The organism is Ensifer sp. ENS09 (assembly GCF_014852425.1).
In the GTDB taxonomy this organism is placed as follows: Bacteria; Pseudomonadota; Alphaproteobacteria; order Rhizobiales; family Rhizobiaceae; genus Ensifer.
Window position 1 is genome coordinate 267226 of sequence record NZ_JACVBP010000004.1, and the last position, 16979, is coordinate 284204.

17 protein-coding genes are annotated in these 16979 nt (G+C 64.4%); 12 read left to right on the top strand and 5 right to left on the bottom strand.

What is annotated here, in order from left to right:
- Window positions 1–2: 2 nt before the first annotated feature.
- Entirely contained in the window at window positions 3–800 is a 798-nt protein-coding gene (locus IB267_RS21625) for a phosphatase PAP2 family protein (RefSeq protein ID WP_192449509.1), read from the bottom strand.
- Between the two features lie 384 nt (window positions 801–1184).
- Between IB267_RS21625 and IB267_RS21630 the strand changes: the two genes are divergently transcribed.
- From IB267_RS21630 to IB267_RS21640, 3 genes are all read left to right on the top strand, one after another.
- Window positions 1185–1880: a response regulator gene (locus IB267_RS21630; RefSeq protein WP_034790028.1), complete on the top strand. Its 696-nt coding sequence runs from the start codon at window positions 1185–1187 to the stop codon at window positions 1878–1880.
- A complete protein-coding gene (locus IB267_RS21635; protein WP_192449510.1) occupies window positions 1877–3049 on the top strand; it encodes an ATP-binding protein in 1173 nt (390 codons plus the stop codon). The genes IB267_RS21630 and IB267_RS21635 overlap by 4 nt, the downstream gene beginning before the upstream one ends.
- Before the next feature lie 198 nt (window positions 3050–3247).
- Window positions 3248–4243: a DUF535 family protein gene (locus IB267_RS21640; protein WP_192449511.1), complete on the top strand. Its 996-nt coding sequence runs from the start codon at window positions 3248–3250 to the stop codon at window positions 4241–4243.
- Here the strand turns inward: IB267_RS21640 and IB267_RS21645 are convergent.
- Window positions 4146–4862: a hypothetical protein gene (locus IB267_RS21645; RefSeq protein ID WP_192449512.1), complete on the bottom strand. Its 717-nt coding sequence runs from the start codon at window positions 4860–4862 to the stop codon at window positions 4146–4148. The genes IB267_RS21640 and IB267_RS21645 overlap by 98 nt on opposite strands.
- A gap of 169 nt (window positions 4863–5031) precedes the next feature.
- Between IB267_RS21645 and IB267_RS21650 the strand changes: the two genes are divergently transcribed.
- A complete protein-coding gene (locus tag IB267_RS21650) occupies window positions 5032–5445 on the top strand; it encodes a GFA family protein (protein ID WP_192449513.1) in 414 nt (137 codons plus the stop codon).
- A 57-nt stretch (window positions 5446–5502) separates the two neighbouring features.
- Here the strand turns inward: IB267_RS21650 and IB267_RS21655 are convergent, their stop codons facing one another.
- From IB267_RS21655 to IB267_RS21665, 3 genes are all read right to left on the bottom strand, one after another.
- Window positions 5503–6126 carry a LysE family translocator gene (locus tag IB267_RS21655; protein WP_192449514.1) on the bottom strand — a complete coding sequence of 208 codons (624 nt, stop codon included), beginning with the start codon at window positions 6124–6126 and terminating at the stop codon, window positions 5503–5505.
- A gap of 96 nt (window positions 6127–6222) precedes the next feature.
- Window positions 6223–6675, bottom strand: a complete 453-nt coding sequence (locus tag IB267_RS21660; RefSeq protein ID WP_192449515.1) for an Lrp/AsnC family transcriptional regulator — start codon at window positions 6673–6675, stop codon at window positions 6223–6225.
- An 88-nt stretch (window positions 6676–6763) separates the two neighbouring features.
- Window positions 6764–7822 carry a LacI family DNA-binding transcriptional regulator gene (locus IB267_RS21665; RefSeq protein WP_192449516.1) on the bottom strand — a complete coding sequence of 353 codons (1059 nt, stop codon included), beginning with the start codon at window positions 7820–7822 and terminating at the stop codon, window positions 6764–6766.
- Window positions 7823–8066: 244 nt separating this feature from the next.
- Between IB267_RS21665 and IB267_RS21670 the strand changes: the two genes are divergently transcribed.
- The 8 genes from IB267_RS21670 (at window position 8067) to bcsN (ending at window position 16930) form a co-directional block, all read left to right on the top strand.
- Window positions 8067–9059 (top strand): autoinducer 2 ABC transporter substrate-binding protein, encoded by a 993-nt coding sequence (locus IB267_RS21670; RefSeq protein ID WP_156134040.1) that lies wholly within the window; start codon window positions 8067–8069, stop codon window positions 9057–9059.
- Window positions 9060–9205: 146 nt separating this feature from the next.
- Window positions 9206–10720 (top strand): sugar ABC transporter ATP-binding protein, encoded by a 1515-nt coding sequence (locus IB267_RS21675; RefSeq protein WP_192449517.1) that lies wholly within the window; start codon window positions 9206–9208, stop codon window positions 10718–10720.
- Window positions 10713–11714: an ABC transporter permease gene (locus IB267_RS21680; protein WP_192449518.1), complete on the top strand. Its 1002-nt coding sequence runs from the start codon at window positions 10713–10715 to the stop codon at window positions 11712–11714. Before IB267_RS21675 ends, IB267_RS21680 begins: the two co-directional genes overlap by 8 nt.
- Complete coding sequence (locus tag IB267_RS21685) at window positions 11711–12709, top strand: ABC transporter permease (RefSeq protein WP_192449519.1); 999 nt, start codon at window positions 11711–11713, stop codon at window positions 12707–12709. Before IB267_RS21680 ends, IB267_RS21685 begins: the two co-directional genes overlap by 4 nt.
- A 2-nt stretch (window positions 12710–12711) precedes the next feature.
- The gene (locus IB267_RS21690) at window positions 12712–13560 is read left to right on the top strand and encodes a sugar phosphate isomerase/epimerase (RefSeq protein WP_034789974.1); all 849 of its coding nucleotides are present in this window, start codon (window positions 12712–12714) and stop codon (window positions 13558–13560) included.
- 47 nt (window positions 13561–13607) lie between these two features.
- Window positions 13608–15077, top strand: a complete 1470-nt coding sequence (locus IB267_RS21695; protein WP_192449520.1) for an FGGY family carbohydrate kinase — start codon at window positions 13608–13610, stop codon at window positions 15075–15077.
- Window positions 15074–15769, top strand: coding sequence for a class II aldolase/adducin family protein (locus IB267_RS21700; protein WP_192449521.1), 696 nt, complete (start codon window positions 15074–15076; stop codon window positions 15767–15769). The genes IB267_RS21695 and IB267_RS21700 overlap by 4 nt, the downstream gene beginning before the upstream one ends.
- A 222-nt stretch (window positions 15770–15991) precedes the next feature.
- Window positions 15992–16930 (top strand): cellulose biosynthesis protein BcsN, encoded by a 939-nt coding sequence (bcsN, locus tag IB267_RS21705; RefSeq protein WP_371742609.1) that lies wholly within the window; start codon window positions 15992–15994, stop codon window positions 16928–16930.
- Window positions 16931–16979 lie beyond the last annotated feature (49 nt).

Genomic DNA, 16979 nt, shown 5'->3' on the forward strand with positions numbered 1-16979 from the left:
CTCTATGGCGCGCTTCGGCGCGAAAGGCGCATCACGGCGGCATCGATCCGTTCGCCGTTTTCGGTAAATACGGCCCACAGCCACGCCATCAGCCACAGCATCAGGCACCAGGCCAGAACGACATCGGACAGATAATGCGCGCCGAACACGATCCGGTTCAGCGAGAAGGCGAGGACGAGGGGGACGAGGGCGATGATCGCCGTTCGCCGCCATTGAACCGGCAGCAGCAGCGCAAGCGCCACGAGCGCGATCGCGGTGGCGGATTCGCCTGACGCAAAGGAGCAACTGCGCGAGCAGGCACCAGACACTTGCCAGGCCGGCGTAAACGGCAGGCTGCCGCCGAAATCGGTGATCTCATAAGGGCGCGCCCGCCCGATCAGTCGCTTCAGCGCCTGGATGAGGAGCCCCGGCCCGACCGCAAAGAAGGTCAGGAAGAACAGCGCCTTGTGCGGGCGGGGCAGCCAGGGGCGGGGCGCGACCGCTTGCGCAACCAGAAGTGCCAGCACGAAGGGCAGAATGAAAACCGGCAGGATACGGTTGAGGTCACGAAGGGCGCGCAGCTCCGGCTCCCGCGAGAGCGGGAAGTCGCCGCTGGCGAAGGCGGCCCAGCGCGAGACGGCAAGATCGATGCCGGGAAAGGCCATGAAGACGAAAGCTGCGCAAATGGTCAGCGCGCCGGCAGCCGCAATCGGCTGCTGTTCGAGGCGGGCCCGTGCCTGCCCCGGCCAGAGACGGGGATTGGGGCGCGGCCATCGGCTGCTGTTTGAGGAAGTCGCCGTGGATGAGTAAAGGCTGGACATGCGGTCGCTCGCAAGTTGTCGGAATGTGTGGGCCGGACACTTGCTCCGCTCTGTCAAGGCTGCGTCGAGGAACGGGGAGTGCTTGATGCGCAAGATCAGATGGCTGGCGGATGCACCTTCTGGTCGAGTGCAAAACGGCAAGCGGGAATGCAAGTCTCCAGCACTCTTTAACGGGCGGCTTCGCATTTCGCCGGCGGTAGAGAAGCCTGTTTTGCCGGTTGCGCCGGCCGTCCGCCGCCAATTGTCAAGAAACGGCGAAGATTTGTCCGGAGCTCTACCCGGAGGGCCGGCGAAGCGTCGATCGGGGCACGCGGATGAATTGCAACGCGAGCTCATTCGTCACATAAGCTGCTGATCACAACATCAGCTCCAGGGAGTTAGTACATGGTCGATAAGGGTCTCATCCTTCTGGCGGAGGACGAGCCGGAGATTGCGCAGATCCTCGATGCGTATCTCGTGCGCGACGGTTTCCGGACGGTGCGTGCCGCCGACGGCGAGACGGCGCTGACCCACCATGCGGTGCTGTCGCCGGACCTGGTGCTGCTGGACGTTCGCATGCCGAAGCTCGACGGATTCGAGGTTCTCGCCCGCCTTCGCCGCGAGGGGAACACGCCGGTCATCATGGTCACGGCGCTGGCGGAAGATCTCGACCGGCTGACCGGACTGAGGCTCGGAGCGGATGACTACGTCATCAAGCCGTTCAACCCGCAGGAGGTGGTGGCGCGCGTCAACGCGGTGCTGCGCCGCACCCGCAACGGCGCCGGCGCAACCGTGCTTCGCTTCGAGAGTGTCGAGGTCGATCTCGACGCCCATGTCGCCTTCGTCGAAAAAGCCGGCAATCGCCAGTCGGTGCCGCTGACGCTCAGCGAATTCCGGATACTCGCTCACATGATCCGCCGCCCGACGCATGCCTTCGATCGCGCCGATATCCTCGACGCCTGCCTGCCGGACAGCGACGCGCTCGCCCGCACGGTCGACACCCACATCGCCAATCTCAGGCGCAAGCTGGAAGATCTCGGGGCCTGCGGCTTCTTCAGCGCCGTGCGCGGCGTCGGTTATCGCTTCGTGGAGCCAAGATGAAAGTCAGCCTGTCGCGCCTTCCGCTGGGTATCCTGACCGCCCTGGTGATCGTCGTCCTGCTCGTGTTCAGCGTCGTCATCGTCTACGGCGGTGTGAACTCCATGGAGTCGCAGCTGGAGGCAAAACTGCTGGATAGGATGCCGGCAAAGGCGGTCGAGGCTTACAAGGATCTCAATAGCGGCAAGGTGCCGTCGCCGGACTCGCTACAGGTCCTGCTGGCTAGCACGGAGGAGCTCGAGGAGTGGGGGAACTGGGAAGTCGACAAGCTCATTCTCGGTTTCGGGGGCATTGCCGTCGCGTTCTGCGGCTTGGTCGGCTACTGGCTGGCACGCAAGATCAGCCGCCCGCTTGAAGCGTTGGCACGGGCGACACAGGACCTCCGGGCCGGGGACTTTGCGGTGCGTGTCGGCTCGATCCGCAAGGGGGCCAAGGAGGTGGCTACTCTCGTGAAAACATTCGATGAACTGGCGGCCGAGCTTGAAAGCATGGAAGACAGGCTCCGCTTCAACACAATGGCCGTGGCGCATGAACTGCGCACGCCGCTGACGATCCTGCAGGGCAACCTTCAGGGAATGGCCGACGGCGTTTTTCCCCTTGAGCAAGAGAGGGTGCGGCAATTGCTGCTGCAGGTGGAGGGGCTCTCCGCGCTGGTGGAGGACCTGCGCACCCTGTCGCTTGCCGCCGGACAGAAGCTGGTCACCCAGCGCCACCCGGTGGATCTCGCCGTCGAGGCGACCCAGGTGCTTGGCGCGTCGAACACCCTGCTTGGCTCGGTTGGCATGTCGGTGGAGGTCGCGCTCGAGCCGGTGCGGGTTTCGGGCGATTCGCAGCGCCTGCGCCAGGCGCTACTGGCGCTGATCGAAAACGCCACGCGCTACGCCGCAGACGGCCGCGTCCTGCGCTGCGAGACCGGGCGACGGGGCGTCGACGAGGCTTTTGTCCGGATGCTGGACCGTGGTCCCGGTCTTCCTGACGACGTTTCGACCCATTCGATCGACCTGTTCTGGCGCGGCGACGCCTCGCGATCGCGCGCGACGGGCGGAACGGGTCTGGGGCTTTCCGTCGTCCAGGCGATCGCCAAGGCGCATGGTGGACGGCTGGAGTTTGCCGCGCGCGCCGGCGGCGGCGCCGTAATCACGCTCGTCCTGCCGCGGGAACCCGCCCTCTGAGCAACCGGCGTTGCTGCAGCGTTGCGCAAATTTTCGTTTCTTGTCCGGCCGGAACTTCGACGCGTGACCATCCTTGCGCGTGTATGGAACCGGTGTGCAATTGCCCACCGGTTCTCCGCAAATCCTTGACAGTGCCCGGGCAAACCTGAGCTCGGCCGAGTCCTTCGGCCAGCAGCGTTTGCTCTCAAGGATAGCACCATGTCCCTGGAATTCAGGCAGGAATACAGCGCGGATCTGCGATTGCCGGTCGACGGCAAGGCATTCATCGGCGAGCCGCTGGCGCCTTCGGACCGGTCGGTTTCTGCGCCCGTCGTCGGTGAAAGTTCAGGAGAGAAAACGTCACTCACCGGCCATGTGCTCAAGCTCGGCCTGAGAGTGAGCCTGAAGCGCGCAGTCGTCTTTTCCATGCGGTTTGCGCGCCACCCGCTCCTGACATCGCGCTGGATCGGCTTTCTCGGAGAGTTCTCCGAGCGCTACCGACTCGGCTTGCCGCATGACGACCTCGTGCGCAAATCGATCCCGACATTCTTCCTGCACGGCGCGTCGTCGGCTGCGAGGCTCGACCTGCTGCTCAATCACTTCGATGTCGCAAGCGAGGTTCTTTCGCGCCGGTCGCTGATGGCGCTCTGGCGCGGCAGCACCCTGGAGATGGGCACGGTTTCCGGTCGCAGCGAGAATTATCGCATCCAGCTGCAACTGGCCGACCATAGTGGCGCCCGCCACGAGGGGGCTTTCGCAATCCGGCTGCGCCGGCAGAGCGACGGCTACGCGCTCTGCACCGTCGGCTTCGTCTTCGTGCGGTGCGAGGGAGACAGCTATAGTCTCGCCATCGGCGGAATGCAGGGGCCGAAGGGCGAAGAGGCCAAGCGAGCACTGATCACGGCAACGCGCGATCTCGGCGGGCTCCGGCCGAAGGATGCGGCGCTGCTCGTCCTCAATGGCCTGGTGACGGAAGGCCACGTGGGCCACGTCTTTGCGGTCTCGAACGACAAGCACGTCATCAACCGCCGCCGCTTGAAGCGGCGCCGCATGATGAGGGCGGACCTCGATGCCTATTGGTGCGATCGCGGCGGCGTGCCGGCCGAGCCTTTCGGCTTCAGTCTGCCGATCGGCGACGACCCGGCGGCGCGGGACGGCAACAGGCGCGATCAGAGCAAACGCGCGTTTCGCGACATCGGCGCGTGGTTCTACTGAGCCGGCGCCTGGGCGAAAGCGGCACAAACGTTGCTGCGGTTACGGGGTCTTCGTGAAGTCCATCTCGAAGGCGCCGGAGATTCCGGCCCTTCGGCGTCGGCCCGCTGTCGTCATGGAACAGCATGTCCCGTGAAAGCACGAAGTAGGTGTTCGCCGACATCGCATAGAGCGGCTCGCTGACGCCTTCCTTCAAGGAGACGGTCAACTGTCCGTCGTTGTCGGCAATCGAGAACGTGCCTCGGTGCAGAACCTGATACTCGCTGGCGAGCTTTGCCGCCCTGTCGGCGGCGACCGGAATGCTCGGCCTTTCGATGCTGCGGTAATCAGGCCAGCCATAGGCGACGGAAACGCTGTGGACGAGCTCGTTCGCCAGTTCGCCGCCCTGTTGCTCGTTGGTCATGATCACGACACCGTCGCCGCTCCCGAAAGAAGCGACGAGCATGTTTTCGTAGCCCGCATTGCTGCCGCTATGGAAAAGCTGTGAGCGCCGGCTGTCGTGCGCAGGCTGAAGCCAAGGCCGTAGTCGGATTTCACCGGCGTCAGCATCGCGCCGGGCGTGTGGCTTGCCGCGGCACGGATCGCAAGCACGAAGCGGGCGAGATCGCTTGGCGTCGTCCATAGGCCGGTTGCCGCGAGTTCCGGATAGGCATGCGGGCCGCCGGGGATCGGCGCACCCTTGGCGTCATGCGGCCAGGCCGCCGCCCGCCCGAACTACACGCATGGATGCCTCCAATTTGGTCGCGGATGTTTATACTGGCGCCGATTCGAAGCTACAACTGGAGGTAAGTATGACGCGGTCCGTTGCCAAGAGGCTCAAGCCGCACACGGGCGGATGCCTTTGCGGCGCAATCCGGTTCGAGGCGCAAGGGACAGCCGGCAAACCGCATACGTGTTCGTGCAAGATGTGCCAGCGCCATTCGGGAGCCTTGACCCTGGCGTGGGTCGAATTTCCGAGCGAAGCCGTGACCTGGACTGGACGGGGCGGCGCACCATCGGTCTATCGTTCCTCGGACTATTCCAGCCGCGCCTTCTGCCCGTCCTGCGGCAGCAGTCTCGGCGCGATCGACGATGCGCCGGTGGTTGCCCTTCTGCTCGGCGCGTTCGACAAGACGAATGCCGTCGATCTGATCCCGAAGAGCCACAGTTTTCGCACTGCCCGACCCAGGTGGTGGCACGTGGAGGCGGTGAAGCCCGCGACCTGACGAGGTTGCAGGGCCGAAGTGATTGACGCAGCCGGTAAAGGGCTGCGTCGACAGGCCCTAGAGCAGCCCCCTCGCGGCGGCGCCGATGGCAACGATGCCGAAGGCGATCAGGACCAGCCCCGAAATGCGCGATACCCAGACGACGAAGCTGTCAGGCAGTCGCGACCGGGCGATCGCAACACCGCCGCTTAGGAAAAACCACCAGCCGAGCGATCCCAGGAAGACGCCCAGGACCACGACGGCAGCGCTGAGCGCGTCGCCCGCTTCGGCAAGGCCGAGGCCGGCGAAGATTGCGGCAAAGGAGAGGATCGTCGCCGGGCTCGTCATCGTCAGGAAAAAGGTGGCGATGGTCGTGCGAATGAGATCGCGTCCACCGACATCGGCAGCCGCCGTCACCGGCTTCGGCCGCAATCCGCTCCAGCCGAGCCAGATCATGAATAGTCCGCCGGCAAGGCCGAGCGGCATGGCGATGATCGAAAGCACGGCGGCAAAGGCGGCAAAGCCGATTGCCGCAAGGGCCGCATAGGTCGCATCGGCGGCAGCCGTTCCGAGGCCGCCGGCCACGCCCGCCCAGAAGCCGCGCTCCAGCGTGCGGTTGATGCAGAGCGCCCCAATGGGGCCAAGTGGAGCTGCGACCGCGAGGCCGACGAGCAGGCTTTTTTCAAACAGCAATGTGGACATGGCATAGGGCTCCGGCCGCGGCATGTTCGTACCGATCCGCTTCAAGGACGGTGCCTGCCCGGCAAAACAAGAAAGTTGCAGCAGTTTGCGCGTCCGTCAGGCGCGCGGCGCGATCGTCGTCAGGCTTTCCCGCACGGTCGACAGCGCGATCACCGTTTCGCTTCGCGCCAGGAACCGCCGTTGCTTCATTTCGGCAAGGAACGGCTCGAGGTCACTGAGCGACGGCATCCGCACCTTGACGCAATAGGACCAGGCGCCGGTGACATGGTGGCATTCCCCCACGGCGGGATGGCCGGCCATGAAGCTGCGGAACGCTTCCTCGTCCGCGTCCGGCGCAAGGCCGACCCAGACGAAAGCGAGCACGTCGAGGCCGAGCGCGCGGTGATCGACCTCGACGGTGAAATTTCGGATCACGCCACTGGCGACGAGCCGGCGAATGCGTTCGTTGACGGCCGACGGCGACAATTCCACCGCGGCGCCGATATCGGTCAGCGATCGCCGCGCATCGTCAGCGAGAATTTCGACGATTTTTCTATCAACGTCATCCATGACCAATGAATACGATGATTTTAATGTAATGTACAGAGTATTTTTCTGTCTGATGTCGTGGCGACCGCGGAATCGGTGGTGTCCGAGGCTATTCGATGTCTTTCAACGCGTCGAGCGGGCCTGTCAGCGCCGTGCGCGGCTGCACCAGCTCGGGTTGGATCAGGTGAATGCGCGGCTGGGCGCGCGCGTCTTCGATGACCTCGAAGGCCTTGGTGATCATGCCCTCGACGTCCTGGCGGATCATGATGACTGGGAAGGGCAGGAAGGACGCGAAGGGGTCGTAGTCGTAACAGCCGACGACAAGGTCGGCGAAATTCTCGTGCGGGTGGCCGGCCATGAAACGTAGCAGGCCTTCGAAGTTGATCGACGAGTTGACGAAGAGGCCGCGCGGCAGCTTGCCGTGCTTCTCGTAGAAGGCCTCGAAGGCGAGGCGAGCATTGTTCGGCGCATAGCCCGTCGGCTGGATGCATTCGTCCGGATCGGCGCCGAGAAGTTCGCTTTTGACGGCGCGGAAGCCGCGGATACGTTCGCGGCTGGCGTGGTCGTTGCGGCCGCCGAAGAGGTAGAGTTCGTGCGGCGCAAGCGGACCGGACACCTGGAAGTGACGGATGATCGCTTCCGTCAGCATGCGCCCGCCCTCGTAGTTGTCGCTGATGACGGAGGGCACCTTCGTGCCGGGCAGGTCGATATTGATATGCTTGAGGCCGGCTGCCTCGCAGACCTCGTGCACGCCGTCGGGGTTGGTCGCGCCGCAGATGAACAGTTCGTCGATCGAATAGGAGATCAGCGTTTCGGCCGTCTTGCGCTCTTCCTCCGGGTCGCGGCTGGCGCTGACGACGATCGGGCATTGGCCCTTGCTTCGGACATGCGCCTCGAAGGTCTGCGCCATCGACGAGAAGTAGCGGTTGTCATGGATCGGCAGCAGCAGGCCGATCAAGCCGGAGCGCGAGCTGCGCAACCCGCGCGCCTGGCGGTTGGCCGTGTACTGGTGGGTCTCGGCCAGGTTGCGGATCAGTTCCGCGGTGCTTTCCTTGATCCGGCGCTTCTGCCAGGTGCCGTTCAGAACCGCACTTACGGTTGAGGGCGAGCTTCCCGACAACACCGATAGGTCGTAGATCGTCGCTTTCTTCTTGCTGCTGCTGGCCATCGTTTTCTCCCCTCGTGGTTTTAGTGCCGATTTCCCCTTGACGAAAGATTAAGTCTGCACAATAGTTCTTGCACCATCGATTGTGCAAACAAGAAATATCGATTGTGCAAATTTGATGGTGTCGTCTGAGGAGGCGGCGTTTCAGGGAGGCGAGGAACACTTCGCCAGTGATGATTTGAAACTGGAGGCCGGCGCCGAGGCGACCGGGCGCGTTCCCCCTATGGGAACGAGTGGAGGAGAGAACATGATCAGGAAAATTCTCGTCGCCGCCCTGGCGACATCGCTGGCGCTTGCGAGTTCGGCGGCAGCCTTCGCGCAGGATGCCGGCAAGGTCGGCGTCGTCGTCAAGATCGGCGGCATTCCGTGGTTCAACGCCATGGAAGCCGGCATCAAGGAGCGCGGCCAGAAGCTCGGTATCGACGCCTTCATGGTCGGCCCGACCAGCGCCGACCCGGCGCTTCAAGTCCGCGCCATCGAGGATCTCATCGCCCAAGGTGTGAAGGTCATCGGCGTGGTGCCGAACGACGCCAAGGTGCTTGAGCCGGTGCTGACCAAGGCCAAGGAAAAGGGCATCATCGTCATTACCCATGAATCCCCGAGCCAGAAGGGTGCCGATTGGGACTTCGAGCTTGCATCCTCGACCGGTTTCGGTGAGGCGCATGGCAAGCTGCTGGCAGAAAAGATGGGTGGCAAGGGCGAATATGCCGTGTTCGTCGGCTCGCTGACCGTGCCGCTTCACAATGCCTGGGCCGATGCGGCGATCGCCTACATCAAGAAGAACCACCCGGATATGACGCTGGTCGGCGATCGCTACGGCGTGGCGGAAGACGTCGACAAGAGCCGGTCGACCGCGCTTGATCTGATTTCGGCGCATCCGAACCTGAAAGGCTTCCTTGCCTTCGGCAGCCAGGGCCCGATCGGCGCCGGCCGCGCCGTCGAGGAACGACGCAAGGTCGGCGAGATCTTCGTGCTCGGTCCCTTCTCGCCCGGCCAGGGCCAGAAGCTGGTGAAGGCCGACGCGATCTCCGGCGGCTTCATGTGGAATCCGAAACAGGCCGGCGAAGTCTTCGTCACGCTCGCCGACAAGCTGATGAAGGGCGAGGAGGTCAAGGACGGTGACGAGATCGAAGGTCTCGGCAAGGTCAAGCCGGACTTCGAAAATCGCAACATCATCGTCGACCAGCTCGTACCGATCAACAAGGACACGGTCGCGGATCTCGCGGCTATGGGCCTCTGAAAACCCGAGTTTAAGGGTTCTCCCGGCTGCTGGGCCGGCTTCGGCCGGCCTGGCAAGTCCCTCAACCGTACCGGAGCCGGATGAGGAAAGGTGTTTGCGGTTCTGCCCGCATCCTGCTCGGACTCAACGTGATTTAGGGGCAGTCCATGCACCAGCTTGCGACCGCGGGAGGAGGCGAAACGCCGCTTCTGGCCCTGCGCGATATCAACATGACGTTCGGTGGGGTTCGCGCGCTCAAGAATGTGAGCTTCGACGTCCGCCCGGGCGAGGTTCATTGCCTTGCCGGCGAAAACGGTTGCGGCAAGAGCACGCTGATCAAGATCATCACCGGCGTCTACCGCCCCGCCGACGGCGCCTCGATCGAGTTCGATGGCGAAACCTATTCCCACATGTCGCCGGTGACGGCTCAGGACCGCGGCATCCAGGTGATCTGGCAGGACCTGGCGCTGTTTCCCGAGATGAGCGTCGCCGAAAACATCGCCTTCCAGACCGTGCTCGGCCGCTGGCCGAAGCTCGTTGATTATGGCCGTATGCGCCAGATCGCCACCGACGCGCTTGCCCGTCTTGGCGTGACGCTCGATGTCGATCTGCCGCTCAAGGAATATGCGATTGCCCAGCGCCAGATCGTGGCGATCGCCCGCGCGCTGGTCGGCGAAGCGAGGCTCGTCTTCATGGACGAGCCGACCGCGTCGCTGACGCAATCGGAAACCGACCATCTGCTCGATATCGTTCGCGGGCTCTCCGCTTCCGGTGTTGCCGTCGTCTTCGTCAGCCACCGGCTTGCCGAGGTCTTGGAAATTTCAAGCCGCATTACGGTCTTGCGCGATGGTGCCCTGGTCGGCGTCTATCCCGCCACCGGCATGACCCAATCGCGCATCACCGAACTGATGACCGGCAAGACCTTCGACCAGCAGGTGCGCGCGAAACCCCGTGATGGCCGACCCGTTGTGCTCGACGTGAAGGGCCTTTGCCGCCCCGGCCAATTCGAGGACATCTCGCTCTCGGTCAGGCGGGGCGAAACGCTTGGGATTACCGGCCTGCTCGGCGCCGGGCGCACCGAACTGGCGCTGACGCTCTTCGGCATGCTGAAGCCGGCATCCGGCACCATTGCGCTTGAAGGCAAGCCGGTCCGCTTTTCCTCCAACCGCGACGCGATCGCGGCGGGCGTCGCCTATCTCTCGGAGGACCGGCTGTCGCTCGGCCTCATCCAGCCGCAGTCGATCGCCGACAATCTCGTCATCAGCTCGCTCGACAAGATCCTTTCGGGCGGTCTGCTTTCCGAGGATCGCAAGCGCAGCCTTGTCGGTCGCTGGATCGCCGATCTCGGCGTCAAGATCGGGCTGCAGCAGGATGCGATCTCCACGCTTTCCGGCGGCAACCAGCAGCGGGTGGCGATCGCCAAGTGGCTGGCAACCGATCCGAAGCTCCTGATCCTCGACGCCCCGACTGTCGGCGTCGATGTTGGCGCGCGTGCCGGCATCTTCGACATCGTCGCGCGGCTTGCCGAGACCGGACTTGCGATCATCCTCATCTCCGACGAGGTGCCGGAGGTCTATTTCAACGCCGACCGGGTGCTGCACATGGCGCAGGGCCGCATCGTCGGCAGCTATGATCCGCGCAGCGCTTCGCTCGCCGAGATCGAAGGAGCGGTCTATGCGTAGCTTCGTCCGCACCCACGCAACCGAAGTGTCGCTGCTGGCCGTCATCATCGCCATCAGCGCCGTGCTATCGGTTTCGACCGCCAATTTCTTTTCGCTCGGCAATGCCTTCGACCTGCTCAACATCAGCTCGGTCAACATCATCTTCGCCGTCGGCCTGCTCGTCGTGCTGATCGCCGGCGGCATCGATATCTCCTTTGCCGTTGCCGCATCGGTGGTGCAGTACGGCACGGCGATCGCGCTCGGCTGGGTCGGTGGCGGTGGCTGGATCTCCGGCCTTTTGATCGCCGGCTCGCTCGGCATCCTGCTCGGCGCGATCAACGCCTTCCTCATCCATCGTTTCCGGGTGATCTCGATCGTTGCGACGATCTCCACCTTCAACATCTATTTCGGCCTGTTGATGTTCTTCACCAAGGGCGTGTCGATCTACGACCTGCCGGACTGGCTGACGGACCGCGTCATCCTGTTCGAACACGAAATGCCGGATGGGACCTGGATTGAAATCACCCTGCCAGTTTTGGTGATGGTGCTTTGCGTCATCGCCACCTGGGTGCTGATCACCCGCACCACGACGGGTCGCCAGCTCTATGCCTTCGGCGACAATCCCGAGGGCGCGCGCCGCTTCGGCATCAATATCGGCGCCATGCAGTTCATCGCCTTCGGCTGGCTCGGGCTCATGGCCGGGATCGGCGGGTTGATCCAGACGCACTACGCGCAGGAGGTGGTGCCGAACGCGCTTTATGGTCGCGAACTCGACGTGCTTGCAGCGGTCGTTCTCGGCGGCGCGCGGCTCGGCGGCGGCAAGGGCTCGGTGCTCGGCTGCGTGCTCGGCGTACTTCTGATCTCGATCACTCAGAACGGCCTCAACCTGATGGGCGTCTCGCCCTTCGCCTTCAAGATGATCATCGGCGCCATCATTCTGGTCGCGATCACGCTCTCCAACACCGGCATTGAAAGATTGCTGCCCTTCGCCAGCCAGAAAGGGTCGGGACGATGAACGCGATTTTCGAACGCCTGAAGACCCTCATCGGGCCGGAAATGGCCGGACCGGGGCTCGCCTTCCTCGCCGTCATGCTCACCTTCGGTATCGCCTCGCCGCAGTTCCTGAGTGCCGCCACCTTCGGTTCGGTCGCCTTCCAGCTGCCGGAACTCGGATTGCTGACGCTCGCCATGCTCTTGCCGATCCTGACCGGCGGGCTCAATCTCGCAATCACCTTCACGGCCAATATCGCCGGGTTGACGCTTGCCTGGGTGCTGCAGTCCAATGGCGGCGTTGATGCCGGCCCCGGCGCCTTCCTGCTCGGCTCGGTGCTCGCCATTCTCGTTGGGGCGGCGAGCGGCGTGATCATGGGACTGGTGATCGCCTTTACCCGGGCGCATCCGATCCTCGTTTCGCTGTCGATGATGATCTTCCTGCGCGGCCTCGGCGAGTTCCTGACGCGCGGCGGCGACGTCTCTGGTTTTCCGGCCTTCCTCGGTCCGCTCGGCCACGGGTCGTTTCTCGGCGTGCCGATCCCGCTGATCGTCTTCATCGTCTGCGTGCTCGCCTGGCACGTGCTGCTCACCCGCACCAAGCTCGGCTTCAATACCTACATGATCGGCTCCAACCTCGAGGCGACGCGCTATTCCGGCATCAATACCCGCAAGGTGATCGTGCTCGTCTATGCGCTGTCGGGCGCCATGTGCGCGATCGCCGGCATCATCATGCTGGCGCGCTTCAACTCCGTGCGCATTGGCCACGGCGAAAGCTACCTGTTGATCACCGTGCTCGCCTGCTTCCTCGGCGGCGTCAATCCGTTCGGTGGCTTCGGCCGGGTCATCCCCGTCTTCGTCGCGCTGGTGGTGCTGCAGCTTCTCTCTTCGGGCCTCAACCTCGTCGGCGCCAACCAGCATCTCGCGACCGCCGTCTGGGGGCTGCTGCTTGCCGGCGTCATGGTGCTGCGCTTCGTCGCCACCAAGTTCAAGATTTCATTTGTCAGAAAGGAAACATGACCATGCAGGGTTTTGGCGTCCATACGAGCATGTGGACCATGAATTGGGATCGCCCGGGTGCCGAGCGCGCCGTTGCGGCGGCGGTGAAATACGCCGTCGACTTCATTGAGATCCCGATGCTCAATCCGCCGGCGGTCGATACCGCCCACACGAAGGCGCTGCTCGAGAAAAACAAGCTGCGCGCGGTCTGCTCGCTCGGGCTGCCGGAGCGCGCCTGGGCGTCCGTTCGCCCGGATGCCGCGATCGAGCATCTGAAGGTCGCGATCGACAAGACGGCCGATCTCGGCGGCGAGGCACTGTCCGGCGTCATCTATGGCGGCATCGGCGAGCGCACCGGCGTGCCACCGACCGAAGCCGAATACGACAACATCGCCCGCGTGCTGCAGGCCGCCGCCAAGCACGCGAAGACGCGTGGCATCGAACTCGGCGTCGAGGCGGTCAACCGCTACGAGAACCACCTGATCAACACCGGCTGGCAGGCGGTCGACATGATCAAGCGGGTCGGCGCCGACAACGTCTTCGTCCATCTCGACACCTACCACATGAACATCGAGGAAAAGGGCATCGGCACCGGCATCCTCGATGCCCGCGACTTCATCAAATACATTCACCTGTCCGAAAGCGACCGCGGCACGCCCGGCTACGGCAACTGCGCCTGGGACGAGATCTTCGCGACGCTGGCTGCGATCGGTTTCAAGGGCGGGCTGGCGATGGAAAGCTTCATCAACATGCCGCCTGAGGTCGCCTATGGCCTTGCCGTCTGGCGGCCGGTCGCCAGGGACGAGGAGGAAGTGATGGGCAACGGTCTGCCGTTCCTCAGGAACAAGGCGAGGCAATACGGATTGATCTAGGCGGGCGCGCTTTCGGCGCCGCCTCGATCAGGACGGAGGGTTGCGGCATGGCAGTTTCAGCGGGTGCGGACACGGGGACGGTTGCCGTCCTTGACGTCGGCAAGACCAATGTGAAGCTGAACGCGGTCACATCAGACGGTTTCGTCCTGGAAACGCTGAGCGTCGCCAACCCGGTGCTGCCAGGCCCACCCTGGCGGCATCACGATCTCGAAAGCCTCGGCGAATGGATTTTCGCCAGTCTCGCCGAACTTGGCCGCCGCCATCCGCTGCAAACCTTCGTCGCCGCCGGTCACGGGTCCGGCGGCGTACTCGTCTGTGACGACCCGGATATGGCCGCCGGCGCGGCTCTGCCGATGATCGATTACGAGCAGCCGGTGCCGGAGAAAATCCAACTCGGCTATGCGCCGCTCTCCGGCTCCTTCTTCGATCGCGGCAGCGCGACGATGCACAGCGCCACCCACCAGGCGCGCCAACTCTACTGGATGCAGGAGCATGCGCCAGAGGCGGTCGCGGCCGCGCGCTGGTATCTCGGCCTGCCGCAATATTGGGCGTGGCGGCTATCGGGCGTTGCCGCATCCGAGGCGAGCCTGCTTGGCGCGCAATCGCATCTCTGGAATGTCGCCGACCGCCGCTTCGCGCCCATTGTCGGCGCGCGCGGCTGGCGGAGCCTGATGCCGGATTTTGCCGATGCCTGGCAGGTCCTCGGCTCCGCCCGTCCCGCGCTTGTCCGCCGCCACGGGTTGCCGGAAGGCTTGCACGTGCTTGCGGGCGGCCACGACAGCAGCCTCAACCATTATCGCTATCACGCCGGCGGGCTCCGCGATTTCATCGTCGTTTCGACCGGGACCTGGATCGTCGGCTTTTCCGGCCGCACGGCCCTTGACCGGCTCGACGAGCACCGCGGCATGACGCTGAACAGCGACGTTTTCGGGCGCCCACTCGGCGGTGTGCTCACCATGGGCGGCCGCGAGTTCTCCCATGTGGCGGGCCGCGAACCGCCGGACGCCGCGGTGCCTGACGACGTCGTTCTCGGCCTGATCGCCAAGCGCACCATGACAATGCCGTCCTTCGGCGACGATGACGGCCTCTTTCCCGGAAGTGCCGGTCGCGGTCGTATCAGCGGGCCGCCGCCGGAAACGCCGATCGAACGCAAGGCGCTGGCGCTGCTCTATTGCGCGCTTCTAACGGCGGAGTGCGTGGAGGCGCTGGGGCCGGGGCCGCTGGTCGTGCTCGACGGCAGCTTCTTGCGCGATCCGCTCTATGCCCGCCTCGTCGCCGCACTGCTGCCGAACCGGCGGGTGCGCTTCAATCTCGATACCTATGGTGTGGCCTCCGGCGCCGCGCTGCTTGCAAGCGAGGGCCGGCGCCAGCGCCCGGCGCCGCTTTCGCTCGCCGATCCCGGCGACGTGTCTCACCTCTCGCCTGCTGTCGCCGTCTATGCGTCGCAATGGCGAGCCCGCGCCCGGGCCGGGCACAACAGTGGTTTCAGTCGCGACTTCGAAAGGACATATCGATGACCAAGGCCGACATTCTGTCGCTCCGCCGCGAGATGGTGGACATCTGCCGCCGCATGAACTCGAACGGCATCAACCAGGGCACGGCGGGCAATATTTCTGTTCGCACCGAGACCGGCTTCCTGGTCACGCCGTCGTCGCTGCCCTATGAGACGATGCAGCCCGAAGACCTGGTCGAAATGGATTTCGACGGTACCTATGCCGGTCTTCGCCCGTCATCGGAATGGCGTTTCCATCGCGATATCCTGCGGGAGCGCACGGATATCAACGTCGTGCTGCATTGCCATTCGGTCTATGCGACCACGCTTGCCTGCCACCACAAGACCATTCCAAGCTTCCACTACATGACCGGCATTGCCGGCGGCACGACGATCCGCTGCGCGGAATATGCGACCTTCGGCACCCAGGCGCTGTCCGACAATGCGCTTGTCGCACTCAAGGACCGCACCGCCTGCCTGCTTGGCCAGCACGGCCAGATTTCACTCGGCAAGACGCTCGAAGGCGCCCTGTGGCTGGCGATCGAGATCGAGACCCTGTCGCGCATGTATGTGCAGGCGCTGACGCTCGGCGAGCCGCCGGTTCTGCCCGACGAAGAGATGGAGCGCGTCATCGCCCAGATGCGCCGCATGAGTTACGGGCAGGCCCCGGATGACGAGGGCGTCAACGATCTCGCCCGCCCGCGCGAGGCTGTTTGAGGCCGTCCGGGGGCGTGTCGCTGAAGAGCGCTTGTGCCAGTTGAAACAATCGATTTTCAGGGGATGAAACTGCGCGCTTGTGCCCGGTGGCATCTCTGCCCCCGTACTTCGCGGGTTTGCGAAATGGGGTGAATCAACTAATGCTCAGCCATGATGCAACGATATCTGAGTCGGAGATTCGGCACGTCGGAGAGACGGCTGCGCCCTGCACAAGGTTGGCGCGTGGCTGCAGTGTCGCTCGTGGCCGCGACCGTGCTGGCGGGCTGCAACACGCGCCAGGACGTCGGCACGCCGACCGGCAGCATCATGGTTCCCTCGGAAAACGCGCTGATCCTGCCGCCGCCCGGCGGACCTGCAGTGCTGAACGTCGTCGAACGGCGCAGCACCAACGCGATCGAGCAGGATATCTATCTTTACACTTCGGCGGCGACCCCGGGTCAGAACCTTCTGCGGGCCAAGTTCTTCGGCCCGATGAACGCCAAATTCGACCAGCAGTCGCGCTCGAGCTATGCCGGTGTGCGCGACAACAAGATGATGGCTGAGGCGCGCCGGGCGCTGCCCGGCGTTTCGCTGTCGCTCAACCCATACTTCCTGCAGAACAATTACGGCCCGTTCGGCTATGCCTTCGGTCAGGGCCGAGGGAACGACGCCTGCATCTTTGCCTGGCAGCAGGTCCGCCAGGCGGAGAACCACCGCTCGCCGCTCAAGGGTTACGGCACGATCCAGGTGCGGCTGCGCTATTGCGCGGCAGGCGCCAGCGAGACCGAGCTTCTGGCCCCGGTCTACGGCTACACGATCACCGGCACCTTCGGCGATCCCGCCTGGAACCCTTATGGCGCCCCGCCGCCGCTGGAGGCGGGTCTGGGCCGAACCGGCAGCCCGATTTATCGCAAGGAGGAAACGGCGACCGAGAGTGCGCCCGCAGTGGTCATCCGACGCCAGGCGCAGCCGGTGGCGCGACGCGAGGTCACCAGCGTCCCGGCCCGCGTCGAGCAGCCTGTTGTCGCGCCCACCGCGGTGACGGCGATCCCGGTTCCGCAACCGGACGGGACTGTCTCGGTGCCGCAGGCGCAGGTAGACACCAGGGCGAAACCGCTGCCGAACGTGATTGTGCCGGCTCCGGCGTGTGCAGGGCAGCAGGCCGGAGGAGCCTGCCCTTAATCGACCGCTAACCATCCTTTGTTATGGGCTGGTGTCGGTAGGGGAGGCT